Below are 18,964 nucleotides of genomic sequence, written 5' to 3' on the forward strand. Positions count from 1 at the left end.
TAAATTTAAATACTTTCGGTATTCTGATATCAGCACCTCTAGTGAGCTCATCCCAGCCTTTATTGATGCCGAATACCCAGGCAAAAAGGATAGTTTCTATAAAAGCAAAAATCACTAAAATCACGGTTCTTCTCCAATAGTCATATTCATCAAAATACCCCTATTGATAAAACAAAATTGTAGGTAGGCCCATAATTAAAGCCATGACTCCTAAGGAAATTGCACCTTTATTTTTGCCCCAACCAAACTCATCCTTCATAAAACCCATCCAAGGCGTTTCCATTGCAAGCGAAGAGGTAATACCAGCGAAGAATAGCAATCCAAACCAGCAGATGCCTGCAATATTCCCAAAAAACATTCCCAACTGCTTGAAAACCCATTCAGAAACCAGCATTTTCCAACACCCAGTTCAAATCAAGAAATCCAGCTGCCATAGGATTTACAATTGCGCTTTCCACTAACCCTTCCACAAACTCCTTTGTAAATCCTGCAGCAAGGGAATTAAGGGCGATATCTTCGTTTTCTTGGATGTATGAAGCGTAGCATTGAATACTCCCCATTCCCACCGAGAGGGTAAATAAAATCTTACCCGCTGTGGCCAATTAAACTTTTGGATTGGCTAAGAAATCATATTGAGGAGTCCAGAGTAAGTTTATGCCATCCCAAGCAGTTGCCATTGGGAATTCTACACTAGCATTCTCTGTTTCCATCGTCCCACCTTTTAAAGCTAGGATTACCCCAAAAAGAATCAATAAGAGCATTCCGATTTTCGCTACCTTCTCTATGCCCGATAGCCCTCGAGATAGAGTGTAAACATTCATTCCCAGTAAGAAAATCAACACCAGTACTGGGAAAAGTGGGATTCCGAAATCAGACTCGGTGAAGTTTATATAGTCTGAAAAGTACAAGGTAATTTCATGCTGACTCAAACTAGTAAAAGTACCTGAAAGTGTATATATGACATAAATCAACGTCCATAGTTCTGTATAAGTGTAATACGCCACCACTACGAAATTATTGAAGACCCCAAACACACCTATATACTTCAAAATTGGTCTCTTAGACATACTGTCCAAAATATAAGTGGTGCGGTGGTTTCCTGATTTGCCGCCATATCTGCCTATGGACCACTCAATAAATAGTAGTGAAATTCCCATTAATAGGAAGCAAATCAGATAAGGGAAGATAAACGCTCCACCTCCATTTTGAACTGTTTATAAGGGGAATCATAGAAAGTTATCTAGTCCTACAGCATTGCCTGTCACAGCCAAAATCAACCCCACTCTTGAACCCCAAGATTCATTGGTAAAGCTCATGTGAAAAGAGTAAGGGGAAGGCATTGCCTTCCCCAAATTTAAGCGTTAGGCCATAAGGAGTTTTTCTATTTTCTGTTTCCATCTTTCGGTCAGTCCTCTCTCACCAGCCATATCGCTGTAAAGTTTACCGTCATAGGTTTCGATAGTTTTTGGAGAATGGGAAGGATCTTTGAAATGGAATTGCAAGGCTAGGTAATCGATGATAAATCGCTTTTCCTTACCTACTACCACAACTCTGTTTTTTTCTTGGAGACTTACACTTTTTATGTCATTAAGGTCAATTACACTTTGCTCAGGATAGCTTCCAAAACGGTGATAAATAACTTTTTTTGCTTCAGTGTCAACCCCTAAGTGATAGTGATTTCTCCAATGCTCATGTTGCGTTGGTTTAACATTGTTGCTTGCAGCAAATTCTGTAAATGTACCTTGCTGCAGCATTAAGCTTTTTTTGTTTTTTAGAGCTTGATAAATAAATGGTGCAGTAAAAGCCATAAAGCATACTGCAGACACTAGTAGTGTCATAGGATTGATGTGAGACATGATAAAATTGATATAAAGTTGAATTGAATAAAACTTGAGCTATGAGCTCAACTCGAAATCAATTCCCTTCTACCAAGGATAGAAAAAATGAATAAAGGTGATTTTAATATCAAAAAAGACAACTTGCTTCTTGAAAAAAGAAGTCGTTAAACTTCCCAAATCAGCAAGGTTTACAAAACTACAAAGGTCTGAATTAAGCTTTCCATCAAGTCTCCAATCCACTTTAAAACTAGGAACTTCAGGATTATTGCTTAATTCAAAAAAGTTTAATTCTGGAAGTACAGACAAATCTGAAAACACAGAAATTGAAGTCTCTGAAACTTGAATTTGCTCTGATCCATAAAAATTAAAAACAGCTATAGACCAGATGCCCAAACTTAGGGAAATCATAAAGGCTGAAAGCTGTTTTTTCATTGTGATATCGTATTTCGTTTCAAAGCAAGATTTTTATTTTTGATAAAGCAAGAGGATGGTTTAAGTTATTTTTCGAGTTTGAAAATTTCCACGGAAGTTAGCATTTCGGATACTTCTAGTGTTTTCCATGGACTAGTCGGAAATAGGATAGAAGTCATCACCAACTCACCATTATTTACAAAAAGTTCTACAGAAGAAGCATCTAGAAATAGGCGAATCTCATTAGCTTCCCAGCTCATAGGAGCAGAGTGAATCGCTGCAAAATCACTATTGAAATCGCTTTTTCCGGCATTTCTGCGATCTATACTTACCAGACCGTTTTCTTTGGAGATCACCACCTTTTCACCCAACTCGTTTGCCAAGGTGAGTGTAAAAGTATCTGAATTCACTTCGGCGATAAGTTCTGTAGCTTCTGATGGCAAGGCTGAGATTTGTTGATTCAAATCGTATTCAGCAGCTCGTAAGCTTTCTAACTCTTTTGCAGGAGCAGATTTCAGGAGCAACGTACCGTCCACATCAAACAAACTCAGCTCTCTTGGGACAGTCATCGCAGATCGCCATGCCTCTGTAGGAACTACGTTCCCATACAGCCAATTGCTCATCCAGCCAACAAAAAGAGTTCTGTTCTGTTCGGCAGGCAAATTACTCCAGGTGACTCCCGCGTAATTATCCGGACCGTAATCTAGCCAGCGAATCATTGTATCGTCAGGAGTGAATTGACCATTCTCGAAGTCTCCTATGAAATACTGAGTTGCAGAGCCTTTCTGTGGCCCACCGGGATTGATGCTCACCAGGAGCACCCATTTGTCTTCGCCTGCAGGAGTTTTGAAAGGGAGTAGATCTGGACATTCCCAAACTCCCCCATGAGCGCCGACATTTTTACCGAATTCGCCCATCAATGTCCAACTTTTCAAATCTGAAGAGCTGTAGAAATTGATATGATCTAATACGGCCAAAGTCATGAGCCAAGATTTGGTACCGTCTGCCTTGGTGATTTGTGATACTTTAGGATCTCGGAAGTCCCTAATTCCAGGATTGGGTAGCACAGGATTTCCTTCATATTTCTCCCATGTTCTGCCTTTGTCTAGGGAGAAAGCTAAGCTTTGATATTGATAGGTAAGGGATGAAGTGTTGGCTTCTTCAGCATTGTGATGGGTGAAAATTGCCACCATCGGAGGATTGTCGGGGCTTCCTAGCCCAGAGCTATTTTCAGCATCGAAGACTGCACTTCCCGAGAAAATATATCCCAAACTATCCGGATAGAGCGCTATAGGTAAATGCTCCCAAGTAACCAAATCTCGGGAAACAGCATGTCCCCAGTGCATAGGTCCCCAAACCGTGCTATCAGGATAGTGCTGATAGAAAAGGTGATATTCCCCATCAAGATAGATCAGACCATTTGGATCATTCATCCAGCCAGATTCAGGAGTTAAATGATAGAGAGGACGATATTTTTCTCCTCCAGTTTCCTTAAAAACGATTGGCTCCTGCTGGGTGCAACTGTAAAAATAAAGGGTAAGTAAAATTGCGAAATAGGATTTCTTCACTGTCATATCAGGTTATTTTCCTGCAATATAAAAATGATGCATCATTTATGATCTTGCTCAGTTTTATGTTTTTATTCTTTGATTGTAATGGTAGTTTTACATTCGATAAACGTATAGCTCATTTTTATGAAAGGAATTATTCTTGCCGGAGGATCCGGAACCCGACTTTACCCTTTGACGATCTCTGTCAGTAAGCAGTTGATGCCTGTGTATGACAAACCAATGATTTATTATCCGCTTTCTGTTTTGATGATGGCTGGTATCACTGAGGTGCTGATTATCACTACGCCAGAAGATACAGACGCTTTTCAGCGACTATTGGGAGACGGTTCCCAAGTAGGATGTTCGTTTGAATATGCAGTGCAGCCAAGCCCTGATGGACTGGCTCAGGCCTTTATAATCGGTGAAAAATTTATTGGAAATGAGAAAGTTGCTTTGATCCTAGGAGATAATATTTTCTACGGTTCGGGTCTTCATAAGACTTTACAGGAATACACCGAAACTGATGGTGGGGTAGTTTTCGCGTATCACGTGAACGATCCGGAGCGTTACGGCGTGGTTGAATTTGATGAGAATCAAAAGGCAATCAGTATTGAAGAAAAGCCAGAAAAGCCAAAATCAAATTATGCAGTTCCTGGTCTTTATTTTTATGACAATCGAGTAGTAGAAATTGCTAAAAAAATCAAACCTAGCCCACGTGGTGAGCTCGAGATCACAGATATCAACAATGAATATTTGAAAATGGGAGAGCTTCAGGTGGCTATTCTAAATCGAGGCACTGCTTGGCTAGATACAGGTACGCATCAGTCTCTCTTGCAAGCTGCTCAGTTTGTAGAGGTGATAGAAGAGCGCCAAGGTTTGAAAATCGGATGTATTGAAGAAATTGCTTACAGAGCTGGTTTTATTGGCAGCGAAAAATTGCTGGCGGCTGCGGATAAATTAGGAAAAAGTGGCTACGGGGTTTATTTGAGGAGATTGCTGAACTAGCGTTCGCTATTTCTTGACCAATTCTTCTAGGCTAGTACGCATGATTTGACCCATGTTTTTGCATTCCAAAAACTTTTCATTTCCATAGTGTTTGGCAAGGTCAGCTTTGAGGGAGGCTATATTTTCCGGAAGAGAAATCGTGTCATGCTCCATGGATCGAAGGATGTCGAGTATGCCTTGACGGGAGGATTTAAGGCGAGTGGCTATAAGTGCTCGCTCTTCTTTTTGGTACTGCAGCATAGATTCGGGGGTGATGTACTTCATCCCCAACTGAATCAAGGCATTATTTTCCTTGAAATATTGGGGTAAGTAGATCGATTTTTTCCCCTCGTATGATTGCTGGTCAAAGTCAATCGCTCTGATTCGATAGTGGGTTTCCTCAAAGTCAGGCGTGACGTCGATCACAAAATTGGATGAGTGCATGTCTCCTAACAGTCTCACAAAGCATCGCTCATTGAATTTGACGAATTCCTTGGCTAATCGAATAGGGTTCAGGTGCGGATCATCCATATGGGATCGCATGAATTTGTCACCCGGAATTCCTGCTATATGCTCCTCGATCAGCGTATTTTGATGTACGAGGTAAGAGATTCTATTCGGAGACAGGAGGTGCTCGAATTCCAAACCATACACTCGAGATGCATCGGCATTTTTCACATAGAAGTAATCGAAGTTATCATTGATTCGATTCACTATCCTGACGCGAAATGGTTGCGTATTTCCATAGACACACAAGTCAATTCTATCTACATAGAGATGCTCCATCACGGACATATCGCCTCCAGCCTTGAGTAGGGCGTAGATCATCTTTACGTTAAGGTGAATTTCTTCCCGGTCAGATTGCTCATAGAATACCGTCTCCCAGAGGGTGTCCTGATCCTTGGAATCATACAATGCGATGGAACTTGAGTATCGTAATAATTCGAAATAATGAATGGGAATATCTACCTCTCGGGCATATTTAATCAGATAGCGTCTAAGCCCATTACTAATTGGAAAAATCCGCTTTTTCTTACTGATTAATGCCATTGTTATAGGTCCACGTGCTGACTTTTTTTCAAATTTCTATCAAAAATAAACGGACCAAAAGGTAGAATGGAAGCTACTAAGGCAAGGAAAGTTCTGCTAAAAGTCCATTTTAATTGATGAGCTGTAGGAAAAACTGTTGCGATATAGATCAGAAATAGTGCTCCATGCGCTGTGCCTACATAAGTTACAGCCAGCGGGTAGTCAAACACATATTTGAGCGGCATGGCGATAAAGAATAATACCAGTGTAGAAATACCTTCGATAAGAGAAATCCAGCGAAAGCGCTTTGCCCAAGTTTGTTGTTGAGGGGTGAGGCTCATTATTTTTTAGCTATGTTAAAGAGAATTTTTAATGTGTTCCAAAGTTTTCCTTTGAGCGTTTTGTCTTCGGAGATTATACTTAGCGCATCTGCGAAAAGATACTCTGTCTCACCTTCGGTGTGAATCTGGTAATCGGAAGCTGGAAGTGCATTGATGGGGTGTTTGACCCGGCCAAATTTCAAGACAATGTGTGCATTGAGATCATAAAGATCAGATAGGCTTCTGCCTTCTAGTTCACTCGAAGAGAGTAACCCTATCTCATTCATAGAATGTCCCACTGCGTTGACCATGTTGCCGAGCATTTCCAGCACTTCTGGTTTCAGCTCTTGTTCTTCGTGCAACACCAATATTCCTTTTTCAAAATTCCCTCGAACTTTCAATGGCTCCGATTTAAGTTCTTCCTGAGGCGGTGGTGATCCTTCCAAATGTACAGTTTTCGGAAGAGTCTTTGGCTTTTCTGTTTTTACAGAAAGATTCGTGTCCTCGGTGCTCTGATCTGATTTAGAATCTTTTTCGAAGAAAAAAAGCTCTTCTGTGATGATATGCTGGAGCTCCTGGATGCTCATATTTTCCATGGTGGGAAATTGCTCAAAAATCGCCTGAACACAAAAAAAAGAGGGATAATAACTACATTATCCCTCGCTTTTAGTAGAAAGTCGATTCTTATCCTTGCAGGTTGAAAATAGATTTCAGCTCTACGGCATCTTCTGGCTTCATTCGTTTTGCCAACACCAATCTTAGCTGTCTTCTTCTCAATGCGCCTTCGAAATTCTCGATTTCTTCAGCCGTTTCTGGCACCAGCTCCGGAATACTAGACGGCTTATTGTCTTTATTTACAGCTACAAAAGTAAAAAATGCCCGATTGGTAATGATCTTTTTATTGGCGGGAATGTCTTCAGCTATCACTTCTATGATTACTTCCATGGAAGACTTGAATGCTCTTGTTACTTGAGCTTTCAGCGTCACTACATTTCCAAGTGCGATAGGTTGCTGAAAGGAAATATTATCAGCAGAGGCTGTCACTACGATACTATTGGAATGCTTCTGAGCCGCGATGGCTGCCACTACATCCATCCAATGCATTAACTTGCCTCCCATGAGGTTGTTCAACGTATTGGTGTCATTGGGAAGGACCATTTCGGTCATGATCACTGCCGACTCTTTTGCAAATTTCTTGACGCTCATAAATCTAAATTTTGACAAAAATAGAAATATAATTTGGCTGAAAAATTAATGTCTGAATGAAATCGGAATTTAATTTCGAATTATGAGAAATTTCAACTTTGAAATATCAAATTAACTCATCCCCATCCATCTTTTCCCAAAAGTGGCACAAAAGCAAAACCCTCGAATTCCTCCCGATCCACCTTAGTAGTCGAGCGCTTAGTGATTTTGAGCATGGCTTGTTTTTTCTTATCACCAACTGGGATTACCAGAATGCCGCCGATTTTCAATTGCTGAATCAGCGCTTCTGGAACCACTGGAGCTCCAGCGGTCACAATTATTTTATCATAAGGTGCATAAGCTGGAAGTCCGCCGGTTCCGTCACCATAGAAAAGATGCATTTCTATTCCCAATCTCGTGAGGAATCGCTTGGTTCCTTCAAATAATTTTTTCTGGTATTCTATGGTAAACACCTCTGCGCCAAGTAAATGAAGAATGCTTCCCTGATAACCAGAACCAGTTCCTATTTCGAGCACACGGTCACCTTCTTTCAGCTCAAGTAGTTCAGTTTGAAAAGCGACGGTGTAGGGTTGAGAAATAGTTTGACCTTCACCGATAGGGAAGGCTTTGTCCTCGTAGGCATGAGAAATGAGTGCAGAATCAAAGAAAAAATGCCGGGGTAAGGTGTTGATAGCCTGAAGGACACGCTCACTTTTGATTCCTTTTTCCCGTAGTAAAGTCACTAGAGCGCGTCGTTTTCCTTTATGCAAATACGTGTCTTCGAGTTTGAGTAGGGGCATGGATTTTTGTAGTTCTGCGATCGAAGATAAAGGAATATTTGGCTTAATTTGAACTTGAATAGGGCATTTGTTGCTTACTCATTGAAACTTTGAAAGTTAAATTCAACGCTATGTTTACAGGAATTATTGAGGCTTTTGGCACCATACGAGATATTACTCAGGACGGTACGAATGTGCATTTTGATTTGGAGTCCACGCTGGCTTCTGAGTTGAAAATCGATCAGTCTTTAGCTCATGATGGTGTATGTCTGACTGTGGTTCAGACTACTCCTGATTCCTATCGTGTCACAGCAATCAATGAAACAATTCAGAAGACAAATCTTTCGCAATGGAAAGTAGGGAAGAAGGTGAATTTGGAGCGCTGCATGCCTGCAAATGGTCGTTTTGATGGGCATATCGTACAAGGCCATGTGGATCAGGTCGGTAAGGTCAAAAACATATCTGATCAAAATGGGTCATGGGTGTTCGATCTGGAGTTTGATCATGACTTGGGAAATGTGACGGTGGAAAAAGGCTCGATTACCATCAACGGGACGAGTTTGACCTGCTTCAATTCTGGGCCTGGGAGATTCTCCGTAGCGATTATTCCTTACACGTTTGAGCACACCAATTTTCATCAGTTGAAGCCGGGTGACTTGGTGAATCTGGAGTTTGATATTCTGGGGAAGTATATTCAGAGAATCACAAAAGGGTATGAATTTCCTTGATTTTTTTTAACCACACTACGCAAAAAGTAAACCCACAAGAAGCTACGTTCATAACTTATTGTGGGTTTATTACCTGTTGAGGATTTTGGGCTTCTTGATTAGGTGAAATCCTAGTGATCTTCCTCCCTAGAACTCGTAGTAATTAGCTTGTGCGGTCTTACTTCATACTGACCGTCTTTTCCTCAGCATCTTTTACCAGTCTGAAACCTACATTGGAAGTGCCACTGTCGAATGCTTGACCTTGGCGGGCAGAAGGGCGATAATTCACACAGTAATTATCCGCGCAGAGGTAAGAACCACCTTTAATGACACGCTCCATAGCGTATGGATTGTCTGGATTGTAGCAAGGGTTCATGCCTGCGTCCAGTTTGGGAGCTTGTCCAGCTATCCTAGCATATTTCAGTGCATCATACCAGTCGCCTGTCAATTCCCATACATTTCCGATCATATCATAAAGGCCAAAGGTATTGGGAGCAAAAGATTTTACTGGAGATGTGCCGGTAAATCCATCCAAGCCCTTGTTGTCATTAGGGAAATTTCCCTGGAAAGTATTTGCCAAATATTGCCCGTTTGGAGTCAACTCATCACCCCAAACAAACCTTCTGCCATTAGCGCCACCTCGTGCTGCAAACTCCCATTCCGTCTCAGTGGGAAGACGTTTTCCCGCCCATTCGGCATAGGCGACTGCGTCATCGTAGGCGATATGTACTACAGGATGGTTTTCTTTTCCTTTCAAATCCGATCCAGGACCTTCTGGATTTTTCCAACTAGCCCCATTTACCCATTTCCACCAAAGTGAAATATCTTGCTTCGGGACAGGGTAGGGCGGAGGACTAAATACCATGGATCCTGCTTTCAGGTCGGAATCAGGCAACTTCGGCGTGCCAGGCGGAAGCTGTACTTTTAGCTCTTCCCAATCTAGATCTTTTTCAGCTATCGTAATGTATCCGGTTTCCTCTACGAATTTGGCAAATTGTGCATTGGTAACTTCGTGAGTGTCCATCCAAAAACCTGTGACTTTGAGATCTACCGCAGGCTTTTCGGCCGCGTAAGCGTCCACTTCATTGGTACCCATTACAAATTCTCCACCGGGGATCCATACCATTCCTTCGACTTTCTCTTTAGGTTCTGGCATAGTGGCGATGATCATTTTATCTTCATCGATGACCTGTTCGGTGGGTTTTTCCTGACAGGAAATTAATGAACTACCAAGCAGAACAAGGCTAGCTAAACTGTTTTTTATTGAATTTTTCATAAGTAGATTCCTTCAAGGTTAAAAGTAGTGGAAACTATTCTTTATCCGAAAGAATAAACGAAGTAAAGAAGGATTACTCTTCTTCCAAAGGTATCGCATTGATCCTTTCGGTGACTTTTTTACGCAATTTGTTAAAGAATTGCTTTCGCTCTTTCTCACATACTACGCTGATTTGTGTTGACTTTTTGATGAGATTTTCAAGGTTTCTGAACATGGCATTGTTAAAAGCTGGGTCAGAAGTCCCATGAAAGTAGATAACGCTGTGATTGAGGTAGGTGACTTTATTTTCGTCCATCGTCGCAAAAAAAGTATTGTCACCAATGATAAATTCATTTACAAAAAAGTTGTAATCAGCTCCTTCACTTTCAGGGTGTGCAGGAATGATTTTCTTGCCTTTCTCCGCCATTCTCTCCAGATTATCAATCACCTCCAGCATGCAATTGTATAGAAATAAGGTGTCTTCTGAAGAGGTCATGATCCCCATTTCATGGTATAATTCGATCTGCCGAATCGTGACACTTATCCCCTCAATGTTCCAAATTTCTGTGGTAGGAATTTTATGGTAGGCCTTTAAGATTTTTTCGGTGATCTCTGCAAACTGATCGTAGGAATTGTCTTTAATCGAAAACTTGGTGTCTTTGAGACTATCGTTGAAGAGAATTGATTTTCGCCAGAAAAAGAACTTGAAAGCAGCTAATTCCTTGTGGTAATAATGGTGAAATGGGGGCATATCTTTTACCAGCCAATAGATATGCTTTTTGGAGAAGCTATTTACCAAATTCAATTGTGCATATACGTCCTCCATCCACTTCATGAAGCTATTCTCCTGATAGTCATTTTGATTTCCTTGAAAAAGTATCCTATTGTTATTGAGATTGAAAAATGAGTCAACAGAGGTGTTGAATCGGTTGCAGAGAATTTCCAACTCTTCAAAGTCCAGAAGTTTTTCACCACGAATCCTTCTGTATGCGCTATCAATGCTGATACTTAGAATTTCAGATATCTCATCTACCAAAGAAGTATAACTTGGAATAGATGATTTGAGTGCCTGAAAAAATGCCGCTTGGCTTTTGTTAAAACTCATGGCAAAAAGGGTTTTTAGGTGGTTTTGAGGGGGTTTTTCACCATCAAGTTATATGAAAGTAGGAAAAGAAAAAATGAATCTATTTTAAAATAATCATTCTAAACGCTTTAAAATCACCTATATAATTAACTGAATGAGCAGAGAGTCTGGGCTGCTAGATCAATTAGGGCGTAAAAAAAGCGGCTGTTGAGCCGCTTTATTTTTAAGCTTGTGGATGGGCAGCTGCATGGAGCTTGCCGAGTTCCTGATCTATGGTCCATAGTCCTACGCCTTCTTCTCCAATAATATCGAAAAGTTCAAGGGCTCTTCTGGACATAGTCTCCTCTTCACGCTGCTCAGTGACATACCACTGCATGAAGCTGAAGGTTGCAAAATCCTTTTTAGTGAAGGCATGATCTACGATATTATTAATGGATTTGGTGACTGCGATTTCATGCTCAAGAATCAATTCAAAGATTTCTCTCAATGAATTAAAATTATGCCTGATGCCAGTGATTTCCGGCTGAATGGCATGTCCTCCTGCTTCGTTGATGTATTGAAAAATCTTCATCATATGCATACGCTCTTCGTCTGCATGGGTGTAGAGGTATTTGGAGGAATTTTCGTAGCCCATCATGTGGCACCAAGACGCCATCGATAAGTAGTAAGCGGAGGATTTACCTTCCATTTCTACTTGCTGGTTTAGTAATTTCTCTGTATCGACTAGCAAGGAACGCTGTAGCGTTACGATTTCTTTAGCTTTCATAGTTTTAGTATTTGCAATAGTTAACCGAATATACGTGTAGTGGTTCCATAAGCCTCATTTTTTCAGGAATTTGGAATTGATTTAATTAAGAACTGGGATCACCTGGAGAGTGGAGTAGGGAACACAGGAAGACTCTCGGCACCGGATTCGGAGACTGCTTGTACGGCAAAGAAATAGTTGTCTTTAGAATAAGGTAGCGTCAAGGTGGTCTCGGTAGTCCAGAATTTTCGCTCCCACATTGCTTCGGAAGTTTCTCTCATCAAAACATAGTATCCTGCCACTTTTCCGATCTCTGGGGCTTTCCAAAGCAAAGTTGATTTGTTGCTCAATCCACGTACATCAATTCTCACATCTTTAGGCTGATCTGGGGAATTAGCCAAAGAAGCCAGAGAAGCCAGGTTCACTGCTGACACTTTTCTCAGGTATTCGAAATCCATAAACTCAGGTAAATCCCCATATTGAACACCATCTTCTACTCGTACATTCTCATGCTGGTGTAGAAAATTTTCATTCATTTCGGACATCCTGACAGCGGTGAAGGCATTTCTGGCAAAGGCAGTTTGATCCCCACCTCTCAAGAACCGATCAGAACGATAAATTAATTTCACTTCAAGTTGATCTACATACCGCTCTCCAAGTTCCTTGATATAGCGAGCGAGTTGTCTGGATTTGCTGTCATTCTCAGCATTGATATACCTTCTGATGTTGGCTTCCTGCTCTGTTTCGGCGATAGGGATACTTTCCGAAAAGACGCGCAATTTCAAATTGTCTTTGATCAAGGTTTCGGAAGAACTGCTGTTTCCCATAATATCATTATTCAGCACTGCTGCGAGGTTCCATCCTTCAGCCTTTGCTTTGTCTGCCATGTAAGTTGCGCCTTTGAGACCTTGCTCTTCACCTGTAAATGCAACAAATAGTATAGTCGCAGAGAATTCATGGCTTGCCATCACCCGTGCCAATTCAATCACAGCAGCCGTTCCGCTTCCGTCATCATTCGCACCTGGCGCACTACCTTCTGCATCCATGACGTCTTTATTTCTACTGTCCATATGACCAGAGACGATGAATATTCGGTCGTCTTCTGGATTTGTACCTTTGAGTGTAGCTAGGACATTTGCGCCGGGAGAATCTTCAACTATTCTTCTTTTATCCCCTGGAATTGTGAATTGCTCTATTTTGGCAGTCATTCTCCCTCCAGATTGCTTCGCAAAAGAGTTGAATTTTGAAAGTACATACTGCTGAGCTGCGGGCATACCATCCTTCGCATTCGTATTTAGGGTGTGGCGAGAAGTGAAGGATGCCAAACTTCGCACATGATGTTCTAGAGAATCGGAAGAAATGGCTGCTACCATTTGAGCTATTTCTGGATTTCTGATTACAGTCGTTTGTGAAAATGCGGTTTGGCTACCTAGCGCCAAAAAGAGAATTAGTAATTTTTTATGCATGTTATACCTGTGTTTTATACTTATGACTTAAATTTATTGCATAAAATTTCAAGCCAAAGCTTTTTTACATGAAAATACTTGACCAGCCCAAAGTAGGTGATTATTCAGCTTTTTTCTCCACTTACCTCAATCTCGTCTCTGGAAATAACTACGAAGAACAGATTCATCAGCAAACGGATTTATTGACTTCTTTATTCAAGCAAAAAGGAGAAAACTGGTCCGAGACGGCGTATCAAGAAGGAAAATGGACGCCTAAAGAAGTACTGGGACATGTGATCGATACTGAACGTATCATGACATTCAGAGCACTATGTTTTGCTCGAGGTGAGAAATCCTCTCTACCTGGCTTTGATCAAAACCCTTATGTGCTCCATGCGAGATTTGGTCAGGTACCTGTTCATTTTTTGTTGGATGATTTCGTCGCCCAACGAATCGCTTTATTATCTATGATTAGAATCTTACCGGAAGATTCCTTAGACTTGGTGGGTACTGCCAGTGGTAATCCTATCACCCCAAGATCTTTATTCTGGATTATACCCGGACATTTCATACATCATCTGAACATACTTAAAGAGCGCTATTAGCCTTGAAATCGAAAAGCTTCCTAGCAGACCAAAGATGACATTGGTGCGCTTTTGAGTGTTTTCAACTGTACAATACCCAACTTAACTAACGTCATGAAATTGTCCATAACCACGCTTGACTCCTTTACCAAGACCCCGTTTTCAGGTAATCCTGCGGCTGTTTGCTTATTAGATCAGGAACTCACACCGGAACAAATGCAGGCTGTTGCTACGGAAATGAACCTCAGCGAGACGGCTTTTGTAGCTAGAACAGAGGAATCTGATTCGTTTAGTTTGCGCTGGTTCACTCCGCTGCTGGAAGTTGATCTTTGTGGGCATGCCACCTTGGCTTCAGTTTTCTGGATGGTGAAGGCCGGCTGGGCACAACCTAACGAGACGATCCGATTCCAGACGCGTAGTGGTGAACTTAGGGTGAAAAGTGATGGGGACTGGGTAGAGATGGATTTTCCGATAATTCCCACTGAGAGAGCTAAGCATCCCTTTTTTGAAAAGGATTTCTTTGGAGCTAAGATCATTCAAGCTGCCAAATTGAAGCGGAATTGGATAGTGGAGCTGGCTAATGCCGCTGAAGTAAAGTTTTGTGTACCTGATTTTGCCTTGGTGAAAAAACACAGTGAAGAAGGCATGATCATCACAGCTGCAGGCGATGATGACTATGATATTGTAAGTCGTTATTTTGGGCCGGGTGTTGGCATCGATGAGGATCCGGTGACGGGATTTGCTCATTGCGCCTTGATGGATTATTGGTTTCAGCGCTCCGGAAAAACTAACTTGAAGGCCTATCAGGCTAGTCAAAGGGGAGGGGAACTGTACTTAGAACGAAGAGAAAATCGGGTGATTATCCGAGGCCAAGCGGTGAAGGTGATGTCAGGAGAAATGGAATTTTAGATGAATCAATTTGTACATAAGAAAAAGCGACAGGTAAGGTACGCTTTCAGGTCATTTACCGAGTATTGGTTGACGGATGCAAGCTTCGCGGTGTTGCTACTCATTTTGCTATTCACCGTTTTTGCACTTCCTATTCTGATAGAATATGGTCATGTCCATGCCTTTTTTGTCAATGCGGTATTTTTATTTCTTTTTTTTACGGGTATTTGGTCTTCTCGACATAAGCCGCTAATTGTGGTCACTTCTATACTTTTCATAACCCAATTTGGGTTGAGGATTTTACGCTTTTCTAATTATGATTTTGAGTTCTATTTGGCGGAACGTATCGTCGGAATTCTGAATATGATGGTCTTTATATTTCTGAATATCAAATTATTATTTAGAAACCATGAAGTGAATATCTATCGGGTCATTGGAGCGATAAATGTCTATTTGCTCGTAGCAATCTTTGGGGCTTTTCTATTTGAAATTATATATCTCACCACTGGATCTGGCATAGGAGGAGCGCAGCAGTTGGAAGGATTAGATAAGGATTTTGCACTCTATATTTACTTTAGTTTAGTATCACTGACGACGGTTGGTTTCGGGGATTTGTATCCTATTCAGGTGATGTCCAAGATGCTGTCAGTTTTTCTCTCCACCATCGGAATCTTATATCCAGCAGTGGTGATTGCCAGGTTAGTTTCTACTAGTAAATCCTAGCTTTGACTCTCCATCTATGTAATAATTCCCACCGTTTTTAGTAAGTATTTGTAGCTTCAAAATCGAATTATAATACCCCATACTTTATGAGAAAAATAAGTTTAACGCTACTCTTTTCCCTCTGCATTACCATTTTGCTGGCGCAAACGGAAAGACAAATCGAAGTGGAATCGGCAGTGGTCACCACTCATTCCACTACCATCAAAGGCAAGAAAGTGCCCTATACTGCTACTGCGGGTACTCAGCCAGTTTGGAATGATAAGGGAAAACCGATCGCTTCTTTGTTCTATACCTACTATGAGCGTACAGACATTACAGATAAGACTACCCGCCCGCTCGTAATTTCCTTCAATGGAGGCCCGGGTTCTGCATCTATTTGGATGCATATAGCCTACACCGGTCCAGTGGTGTTGAATATTGACGATGAGGGCTATCCGCTTCAGCCTTACGGAACCAAATCAAATCCACACTCTATCCTCGATGTAGCGGATATTGTCTATGTGGATCCAGTGAATACAGGTTTCTCGAGAATCGTAGATGAAGAGGTGGATCGATCTACTTTCTTTGGAATCAACTCGGATATTAAATACCTCGCAGATTGGGTGAATACCTTTGTGACACGTAAGGAGCGCTGGGCTTCGCCAAAATATTTGATAGGTGAAAGCTACGGAACTACCCGTGTGGCAGGCCTGGTAGCTCAGTTGCAAAATTCTCATTGGATGTATTTCAACGGGGTGATATTAGTTTCTCCTACTGAAATGGGTATAGAGCGAGGTGAACCTATTCATACCTCCAATTACCTTCCGTATTATGCCGCGACAGCTTGGTATCACAAGGCACTGGATGCCTCTTTGCAAAGCAAGGATCTAGACGAAATACTTCCAGAAGTGGAAGCGTTCACCATCAACGAACTAATTCCTGCCGTGGTGAAAGGCGGAATGCTATCTGCTACAGAGCGTGATGCTATCGCTAGCAAATATGCTTTGTATTCAGGATTGAGCAAAGAGGTAATACTTGAGCATAATTTGATGATTCCTACTAATTTCTTCTGGAAAGAACTGCTACGAGACAAAGGCATGACTATCGGTAGATTGGATAGTAGATACAAAGGCTTTGACAATGCAGGCACAGGTTCTAGACCTGATTTTGATCCGGCGTTATCTTCCTGGAATCATGCCTTTGCGCCTTCTTTTCAGATTTATGTGAGAGAAAACCTCAACTACAAAACGGATTTGACTTACAATCTTTTTGGTCCAGTTCATCCTTGGAACCGAACCAATGAGAACACAGGCTATGCCTTGGCAGATGCGATGCGTCAAAATCCTTACCTGCACGTAATGACTCAATCGGGCTATTTCGATGGCGGAACTGACTATTTCAATGCAAAATATAACCATTGGCAAATGGATCCATCCGGTAGAATGGCAGATCGATTATCCTGGAAGGGCTACAGAAGTGGTCATATGATGTACTTGAGAGCTGAGGATCTGGAGACTTCAAATGATGACATACGGGAGTTTATCAAAAAATCAATGGTAGCGCCAGACATGCCAGCGAAGTATAATTAAGCTGGAAGATAGGAGACAGGAGACCGAAGTAGCGCTAACGCTCGTGTTTTCCTTTTATCTCGTGTTTTCCATTTATAAAGACACTCTTGCCTTGTACACATCAAACTAGAACCAAAGCCGGAGATATTCTTCGGCTTTTTTCTGACTTAAACATTCGATTGAAAATCTGTCATTTGGTAGTTGGAGGGAATTGTCAGACCGAGCGAAGTCGAAGTCGTTTACCTTCGGAAAATCCCATGGTTATAAAACCAGAAAACCCTTAAACTCCTCAAAATTCTTAATTGGCTCATTAGCTCCAAGCATTTCTCCCAGAATTCGATAGACATCCGCAGGATTTTTTCCTTCATTTCTTAGAAACTGAATGGAGGTGGCCCCTTCGGATTTTGACAGTTTTTTGTTTTTTGGGCCTTTTAAAAGCGGATGATGATGGAATGTAGCCTGTTGAAAAGAATCCAGCTCAAGTCCCTGTGCCAGAATCAGCTGACCCAAGGTCGAACCAAACAAGTCATTTCCCCGCACAATCAAGTCAACTCCATAAGTTACATCATCCAGCACTGAAGTCAGCTGATAGGCAGGGAGTTTGTCTTTTTTTCTTACAATGAAAAAAGCAGAATCTTCAGGAAGCGTATAAGATTTTATGCCCTCACTATACGTGTTGACTTTAATGAAATCTGTGTCAAATGTGTCCATCCGCCAGCAGGTTTCATTCCTTTCCAAGGGAATATTTCTGACTTGACAATGTCCCAGATAGTAACCGGAAGAGTCCAATTGCTGAATTTTCTTACGGGTACAATCACAGGCGAAAACAAGTTTTCGGTCTCTAATCTCGTCCAAAGCCTCCATGTAAGTGTTCATTCTGTGGATTTGAGACCATTCCTGCTCAAATTCATGCAGGTTTTTAGGCCCCATGTTAAAGCCAATCTCCATGAAGTCCAACGTGTCAAAAATATCCTGAACATACTCCGGTCGGTAGCGATCACGATCTAAGTCATCTATTCTCAGCAGAATTTGAGCTCCGGTTTTATCTGCCAGCGCTTTGGTGATCAGGAAAGAATAGAGATTTCCCAGATGCAAAAATCCACTGGGCGTAGGCGCAAATCGTGTAAGCTTGAATTCCATGTGGCGAAATTAGTCAGTTTACGCTAACTTATTGAGATGAAAAACACCTTAGTCTTAGCTTGTACAGTTTTGCTGATCAGTTCATGCGCATTAGAGAAATTGCCTTCAGACCTCACAGGACCAGAATTGATCGAAAAATCAATTGCTTTTCACGATCCAAAAGGAACCTGGAAAGACCTCAAAGCTACATTTGTTTTAGAAGATAGTTTGCCAGCACCGAGATCATCGAGGAGCTATAGTTTTTCGCTGGATAATTCTGAATCAATAATGACTTACAGGATTGACGGAACAAATTACCAGGTTCATCATGATTCGCTGCAGGTGGACTTAGGCGAGATTACCCTAGAACGAGCACTGCGGAGTAGGAATTATTACACCTTTTTGTGGGGACTTCCGATGAAGTTGCAAGACGATGGAACTACCATAGATCTCTTGGCAACTATGGAGGAGCTAAATGGACGTGAGTATCATGTAGTTCGTGTCCCCTATGAAAAGGATAGTTGGTATTTCTATTTGGAACCCGAAACCTATAGAATGGCCGCCTATAAATTCTATCAAGATGAGGCCAATCAACTAGGTGAAATCATTTATCTGGAAGGTTTAGTTGAATTTGATGGGATGAAAATTCCTGCAAATCGAAGCTGGTATAGAACCGAAAAGCCAGAATTCCTGGGAACGGATAAGTTGGTTAGGATTGAATCACTTTGAAATTGAAGACATTTAGGTTAGGCTTAAGTTTCTTTAACTGTT

22 protein-coding genes and 1 pseudogene are annotated in these 18,964 nt (G+C 41.5%); 7 read left to right on the top strand and 16 right to left on the bottom strand.

Going from position 1 to position 18,964, the window contains the following annotated elements:
* Positions 1–160: 160 nt before the first annotated feature.
* The 6 genes and pseudogenes from ABJH64_RS18805 to ABJH64_RS18830 all read right to left on the bottom strand — a co-directional run bounded on the left by ABJH64_RS18805 (position 161) and on the right by ABJH64_RS18830 (position 3,823).
* Positions 161–394: a hypothetical protein gene (locus tag ABJH64_RS18805; RefSeq protein ID WP_348276103.1), complete on the bottom strand. Its 234-nt coding sequence runs from the start codon at positions 392–394 to the stop codon at positions 161–163.
* Positions 381–602: a hypothetical protein gene (locus tag ABJH64_RS18810; protein WP_348276104.1), complete on the bottom strand. Its 222-nt coding sequence runs from the start codon at positions 600–602 to the stop codon at positions 381–383. The genes ABJH64_RS18805 and ABJH64_RS18810 overlap by 14 nt, the downstream gene beginning before the upstream one ends.
* Positions 603–1,199, bottom strand: a pseudogene (locus tag ABJH64_RS18815) (sodium:calcium symporter); the annotation flags it as partial.
* Positions 1,200–1,361: 162 nt separating this feature from the next.
* Entirely contained in the window at positions 1,362–1,838 is a 477-nt protein-coding gene (locus ABJH64_RS18820; RefSeq protein WP_348335146.1) for a hypothetical protein, read from the bottom strand.
* A gap of 87 nt (positions 1,839–1,925) precedes the next feature.
* Positions 1,926–2,270 (bottom strand): hypothetical protein, encoded by a 345-nt coding sequence (locus tag ABJH64_RS18825; protein WP_348276106.1) that lies wholly within the window; start codon positions 2,268–2,270, stop codon positions 1,926–1,928.
* A gap of 65 nt (positions 2,271–2,335) precedes the next feature.
* Positions 2,336–3,823 (bottom strand): glycoside hydrolase family 32 protein, encoded by a 1,488-nt coding sequence (locus ABJH64_RS18830; protein WP_348276107.1) that lies wholly within the window; start codon positions 3,821–3,823, stop codon positions 2,336–2,338.
* A gap of 120 nt (positions 3,824–3,943) precedes the next feature.
* Here ABJH64_RS18830 and rfbA point away from each other — a divergent pair, with 120 nt between their 5' ends.
* On the top strand, positions 3,944–4,804 hold the full coding sequence (rfbA, locus tag ABJH64_RS18835; protein ID WP_348276108.1) for a glucose-1-phosphate thymidylyltransferase RfbA: 861 nt from the start codon (positions 3,944–3,946) through the stop codon (positions 4,802–4,804).
* A gap of 6 nt (positions 4,805–4,810) precedes the next feature.
* On the opposite strand, the gene ABJH64_RS18840 is transcribed toward rfbA, so the two are convergent.
* The 5 genes from ABJH64_RS18840 to ABJH64_RS18860 form a co-directional block, all read right to left on the bottom strand.
* Entirely contained in the window at positions 4,811–5,833 is a 1,023-nt protein-coding gene (locus tag ABJH64_RS18840; RefSeq protein ID WP_348276109.1) for a hypothetical protein, read from the bottom strand.
* A gap of 2 nt (positions 5,834–5,835) precedes the next feature.
* Positions 5,836–6,153 carry a DUF3817 domain-containing protein gene (locus ABJH64_RS18845; protein ID WP_348276110.1) on the bottom strand — a complete coding sequence of 106 codons (318 nt, stop codon included), beginning with the start codon at positions 6,151–6,153 and terminating at the stop codon, positions 5,836–5,838.
* Entirely contained in the window at positions 6,153–6,719 is a 567-nt protein-coding gene (locus ABJH64_RS18850; RefSeq protein WP_348334546.1) for a hypothetical protein, read from the bottom strand. Before ABJH64_RS18850 ends, ABJH64_RS18845 begins: the two co-directional genes overlap by 1 nt.
* Positions 6,720–6,816: 97 nt before the next feature.
* Positions 6,817–7,338, bottom strand: a complete 522-nt coding sequence (locus tag ABJH64_RS18855) for an acyl-CoA thioesterase (RefSeq protein ID WP_348276112.1) — start codon at positions 7,336–7,338, stop codon at positions 6,817–6,819.
* Positions 7,339–7,454: 116 nt separating this feature from the next.
* Entirely contained in the window at positions 7,455–8,117 is a 663-nt protein-coding gene (locus tag ABJH64_RS18860) for a protein-L-isoaspartate(D-aspartate) O-methyltransferase (protein ID WP_348276113.1), read from the bottom strand.
* Positions 8,118–8,227: 110 nt separating this feature from the next.
* Between ABJH64_RS18860 and ABJH64_RS18865 the strand changes: the two genes are divergently transcribed.
* Positions 8,228–8,824 (top strand): riboflavin synthase, encoded by a 597-nt coding sequence (locus ABJH64_RS18865; RefSeq protein ID WP_348276125.1) that lies wholly within the window; start codon positions 8,228–8,230, stop codon positions 8,822–8,824.
* A gap of 157 nt (positions 8,825–8,981) precedes the next feature.
* Here ABJH64_RS18865 and ABJH64_RS18870 read toward each other — a convergent pair whose 3' ends face one another.
* The 4 genes from ABJH64_RS18870 to ABJH64_RS18885 form a co-directional block, all read right to left on the bottom strand.
* On the bottom strand, positions 8,982–10,079 hold the full coding sequence (locus ABJH64_RS18870) for a formylglycine-generating enzyme family protein (protein WP_348276114.1): 1,098 nt from the start codon (positions 10,077–10,079) through the stop codon (positions 8,982–8,984).
* Between the two features lie 73 nt (positions 10,080–10,152).
* Positions 10,153–11,163, bottom strand: a complete 1,011-nt coding sequence (locus tag ABJH64_RS18875) for a hypothetical protein (RefSeq protein ID WP_348276115.1) — start codon at positions 11,161–11,163, stop codon at positions 10,153–10,155.
* 202 nt (positions 11,164–11,365) lie between these two features.
* Positions 11,366–11,908, bottom strand: a complete 543-nt coding sequence (locus ABJH64_RS18880) for a ferritin (RefSeq protein ID WP_348276116.1) — start codon at positions 11,906–11,908, stop codon at positions 11,366–11,368.
* Positions 11,909–12,006: 98 nt separating this feature from the next.
* The gene (locus ABJH64_RS18885; RefSeq protein WP_348276117.1) at positions 12,007–13,353 is read right to left on the bottom strand and encodes a M28 family metallopeptidase; all 1,347 of its coding nucleotides are present in this window, start codon (positions 13,351–13,353) and stop codon (positions 12,007–12,009) included.
* 68 nt (positions 13,354–13,421) lie between these two features.
* Between ABJH64_RS18885 and ABJH64_RS18890 the strand changes: the two genes are divergently transcribed.
* From ABJH64_RS18890 to ABJH64_RS18905, 4 genes are all read left to right on the top strand, one after another.
* A complete protein-coding gene (locus ABJH64_RS18890) occupies positions 13,422–13,937 on the top strand; it encodes a DinB family protein (RefSeq protein WP_348276118.1) in 516 nt (171 codons plus the stop codon).
* 93 nt (positions 13,938–14,030) lie between these two features.
* Positions 14,031–14,825: a PhzF family phenazine biosynthesis isomerase gene (locus ABJH64_RS18895; RefSeq protein WP_348276119.1), complete on the top strand. Its 795-nt coding sequence runs from the start codon at positions 14,031–14,033 to the stop codon at positions 14,823–14,825.
* Entirely contained in the window at positions 14,826–15,527 is a 702-nt protein-coding gene (locus ABJH64_RS18900; RefSeq protein ID WP_348276120.1) for a potassium channel family protein, read from the top strand.
* 86 nt (positions 15,528–15,613) lie between these two features.
* Positions 15,614–17,095 (top strand): carboxypeptidase, encoded by a 1,482-nt coding sequence (locus ABJH64_RS18905; protein WP_348276121.1) that lies wholly within the window; start codon positions 15,614–15,616, stop codon positions 17,093–17,095.
* A gap of 240 nt (positions 17,096–17,335) precedes the next feature.
* On the opposite strand, the gene ABJH64_RS18910 is transcribed toward ABJH64_RS18905, so the two are convergent.
* Positions 17,336–18,214, bottom strand: coding sequence for a glutamate--tRNA ligase family protein (locus ABJH64_RS18910; protein ID WP_348276122.1), 879 nt, complete (start codon positions 18,212–18,214; stop codon positions 17,336–17,338).
* Positions 18,215–18,250: 36 nt separating this feature from the next.
* Here ABJH64_RS18910 and ABJH64_RS18915 point away from each other — a divergent pair, with 36 nt between their 5' ends.
* Positions 18,251–18,922: a DUF6503 family protein gene (locus ABJH64_RS18915; RefSeq protein WP_348276123.1), complete on the top strand. Its 672-nt coding sequence runs from the start codon at positions 18,251–18,253 to the stop codon at positions 18,920–18,922.
* The last annotated feature ends 42 nt before the right edge of the window (positions 18,923–18,964 follow it).

Source organism: Algoriphagus sp., assembly GCF_039969895.1.
GTDB lineage: Bacteria > Bacteroidota > Bacteroidia > Cytophagales > Cyclobacteriaceae > Algoriphagus.

What these genes read in the sequence shown, in the direction of transcription:
- ABJH64_RS18805 (WP_348276103.1), bottom strand. Translation starts at nt 394, where the DNA reads ATGCTGGTTTCTGAATGGGTTTTCAAGCAGTTGGGAATGTTTTTTGGG.
- ABJH64_RS18820 (WP_348335146.1), bottom strand. Translation starts at nt 1,838, where the DNA reads ATGACACTACTAGTGTCTGCAGTATGCTTTATGGCTTTTACTGCACCA.
- ABJH64_RS18825 (WP_348276106.1), bottom strand. Translation starts at nt 2,270, where the DNA reads ATGAAAAAACAGCTTTCAGCCTTTATGATTTCCCTAAGTTTGGGCATC.
- ABJH64_RS18830 (WP_348276107.1), bottom strand. Translation starts at nt 3,823, where the DNA reads ATGACAGTGAAGAAATCCTATTTCGCAATTTTACTTACCCTTTATTTT.
- rfbA (WP_348276108.1), top strand. Translation starts at nt 3,944, where the DNA reads ATGAAAGGAATTATTCTTGCCGGAGGATCCGGAACCCGACTTTACCCT.
- ABJH64_RS18840 (WP_348276109.1), bottom strand. Translation starts at nt 5,833, where the DNA reads ATGGCATTAATCAGTAAGAAAAAGCGGATTTTTCCAATTAGTAATGGG.
- ABJH64_RS18845 (WP_348276110.1), bottom strand. Translation starts at nt 6,153, where the DNA reads ATGAGCCTCACCCCTCAACAACAAACTTGGGCAAAGCGCTTTCGCTGG.
- ABJH64_RS18850 (WP_348334546.1), bottom strand. Translation starts at nt 6,719, where the DNA reads ATGAGCATCCAGGAGCTCCAGCATATCATCACAGAAGAGCTTTTTTTC.
- ABJH64_RS18855 (WP_348276112.1), bottom strand. Translation starts at nt 7,338, where the DNA reads ATGAGCGTCAAGAAATTTGCAAAAGAGTCGGCAGTGATCATGACCGAA.
- ABJH64_RS18860 (WP_348276113.1), bottom strand. Translation starts at nt 8,117, where the DNA reads ATGCCCCTACTCAAACTCGAAGACACGTATTTGCATAAAGGAAAACGA.
- ABJH64_RS18865 (WP_348276125.1), top strand. Translation starts at nt 8,228, where the DNA reads ATGTTTACAGGAATTATTGAGGCTTTTGGCACCATACGAGATATTACT.
- ABJH64_RS18870 (WP_348276114.1), bottom strand. Translation starts at nt 10,079, where the DNA reads ATGAAAAATTCAATAAAAAACAGTTTAGCTAGCCTTGTTCTGCTTGGT.
- ABJH64_RS18875 (WP_348276115.1), bottom strand. Translation starts at nt 11,163, where the DNA reads ATGAGTTTTAACAAAAGCCAAGCGGCATTTTTTCAGGCACTCAAATCA.
- ABJH64_RS18880 (WP_348276116.1), bottom strand. Translation starts at nt 11,908, where the DNA reads ATGAAAGCTAAAGAAATCGTAACGCTACAGCGTTCCTTGCTAGTCGAT.
- ABJH64_RS18885 (WP_348276117.1), bottom strand. Translation starts at nt 13,353, where the DNA reads ATGCATAAAAAATTACTAATTCTCTTTTTGGCGCTAGGTAGCCAAACC.
- ABJH64_RS18890 (WP_348276118.1), top strand. Translation starts at nt 13,422, where the DNA reads ATGAAAATACTTGACCAGCCCAAAGTAGGTGATTATTCAGCTTTTTTC.
- ABJH64_RS18895 (WP_348276119.1), top strand. Translation starts at nt 14,031, where the DNA reads ATGAAATTGTCCATAACCACGCTTGACTCCTTTACCAAGACCCCGTTT.
- ABJH64_RS18900 (WP_348276120.1), top strand. Translation starts at nt 14,826, where the DNA reads ATGAATCAATTTGTACATAAGAAAAAGCGACAGGTAAGGTACGCTTTC.
- ABJH64_RS18905 (WP_348276121.1), top strand. Translation starts at nt 15,614, where the DNA reads ATGAGAAAAATAAGTTTAACGCTACTCTTTTCCCTCTGCATTACCATT.
- ABJH64_RS18910 (WP_348276122.1), bottom strand. Translation starts at nt 18,214, where the DNA reads ATGGAATTCAAGCTTACACGATTTGCGCCTACGCCCAGTGGATTTTTG.
- ABJH64_RS18915 (WP_348276123.1), top strand. Translation starts at nt 18,251, where the DNA reads ATGAAAAACACCTTAGTCTTAGCTTGTACAGTTTTGCTGATCAGTTCA.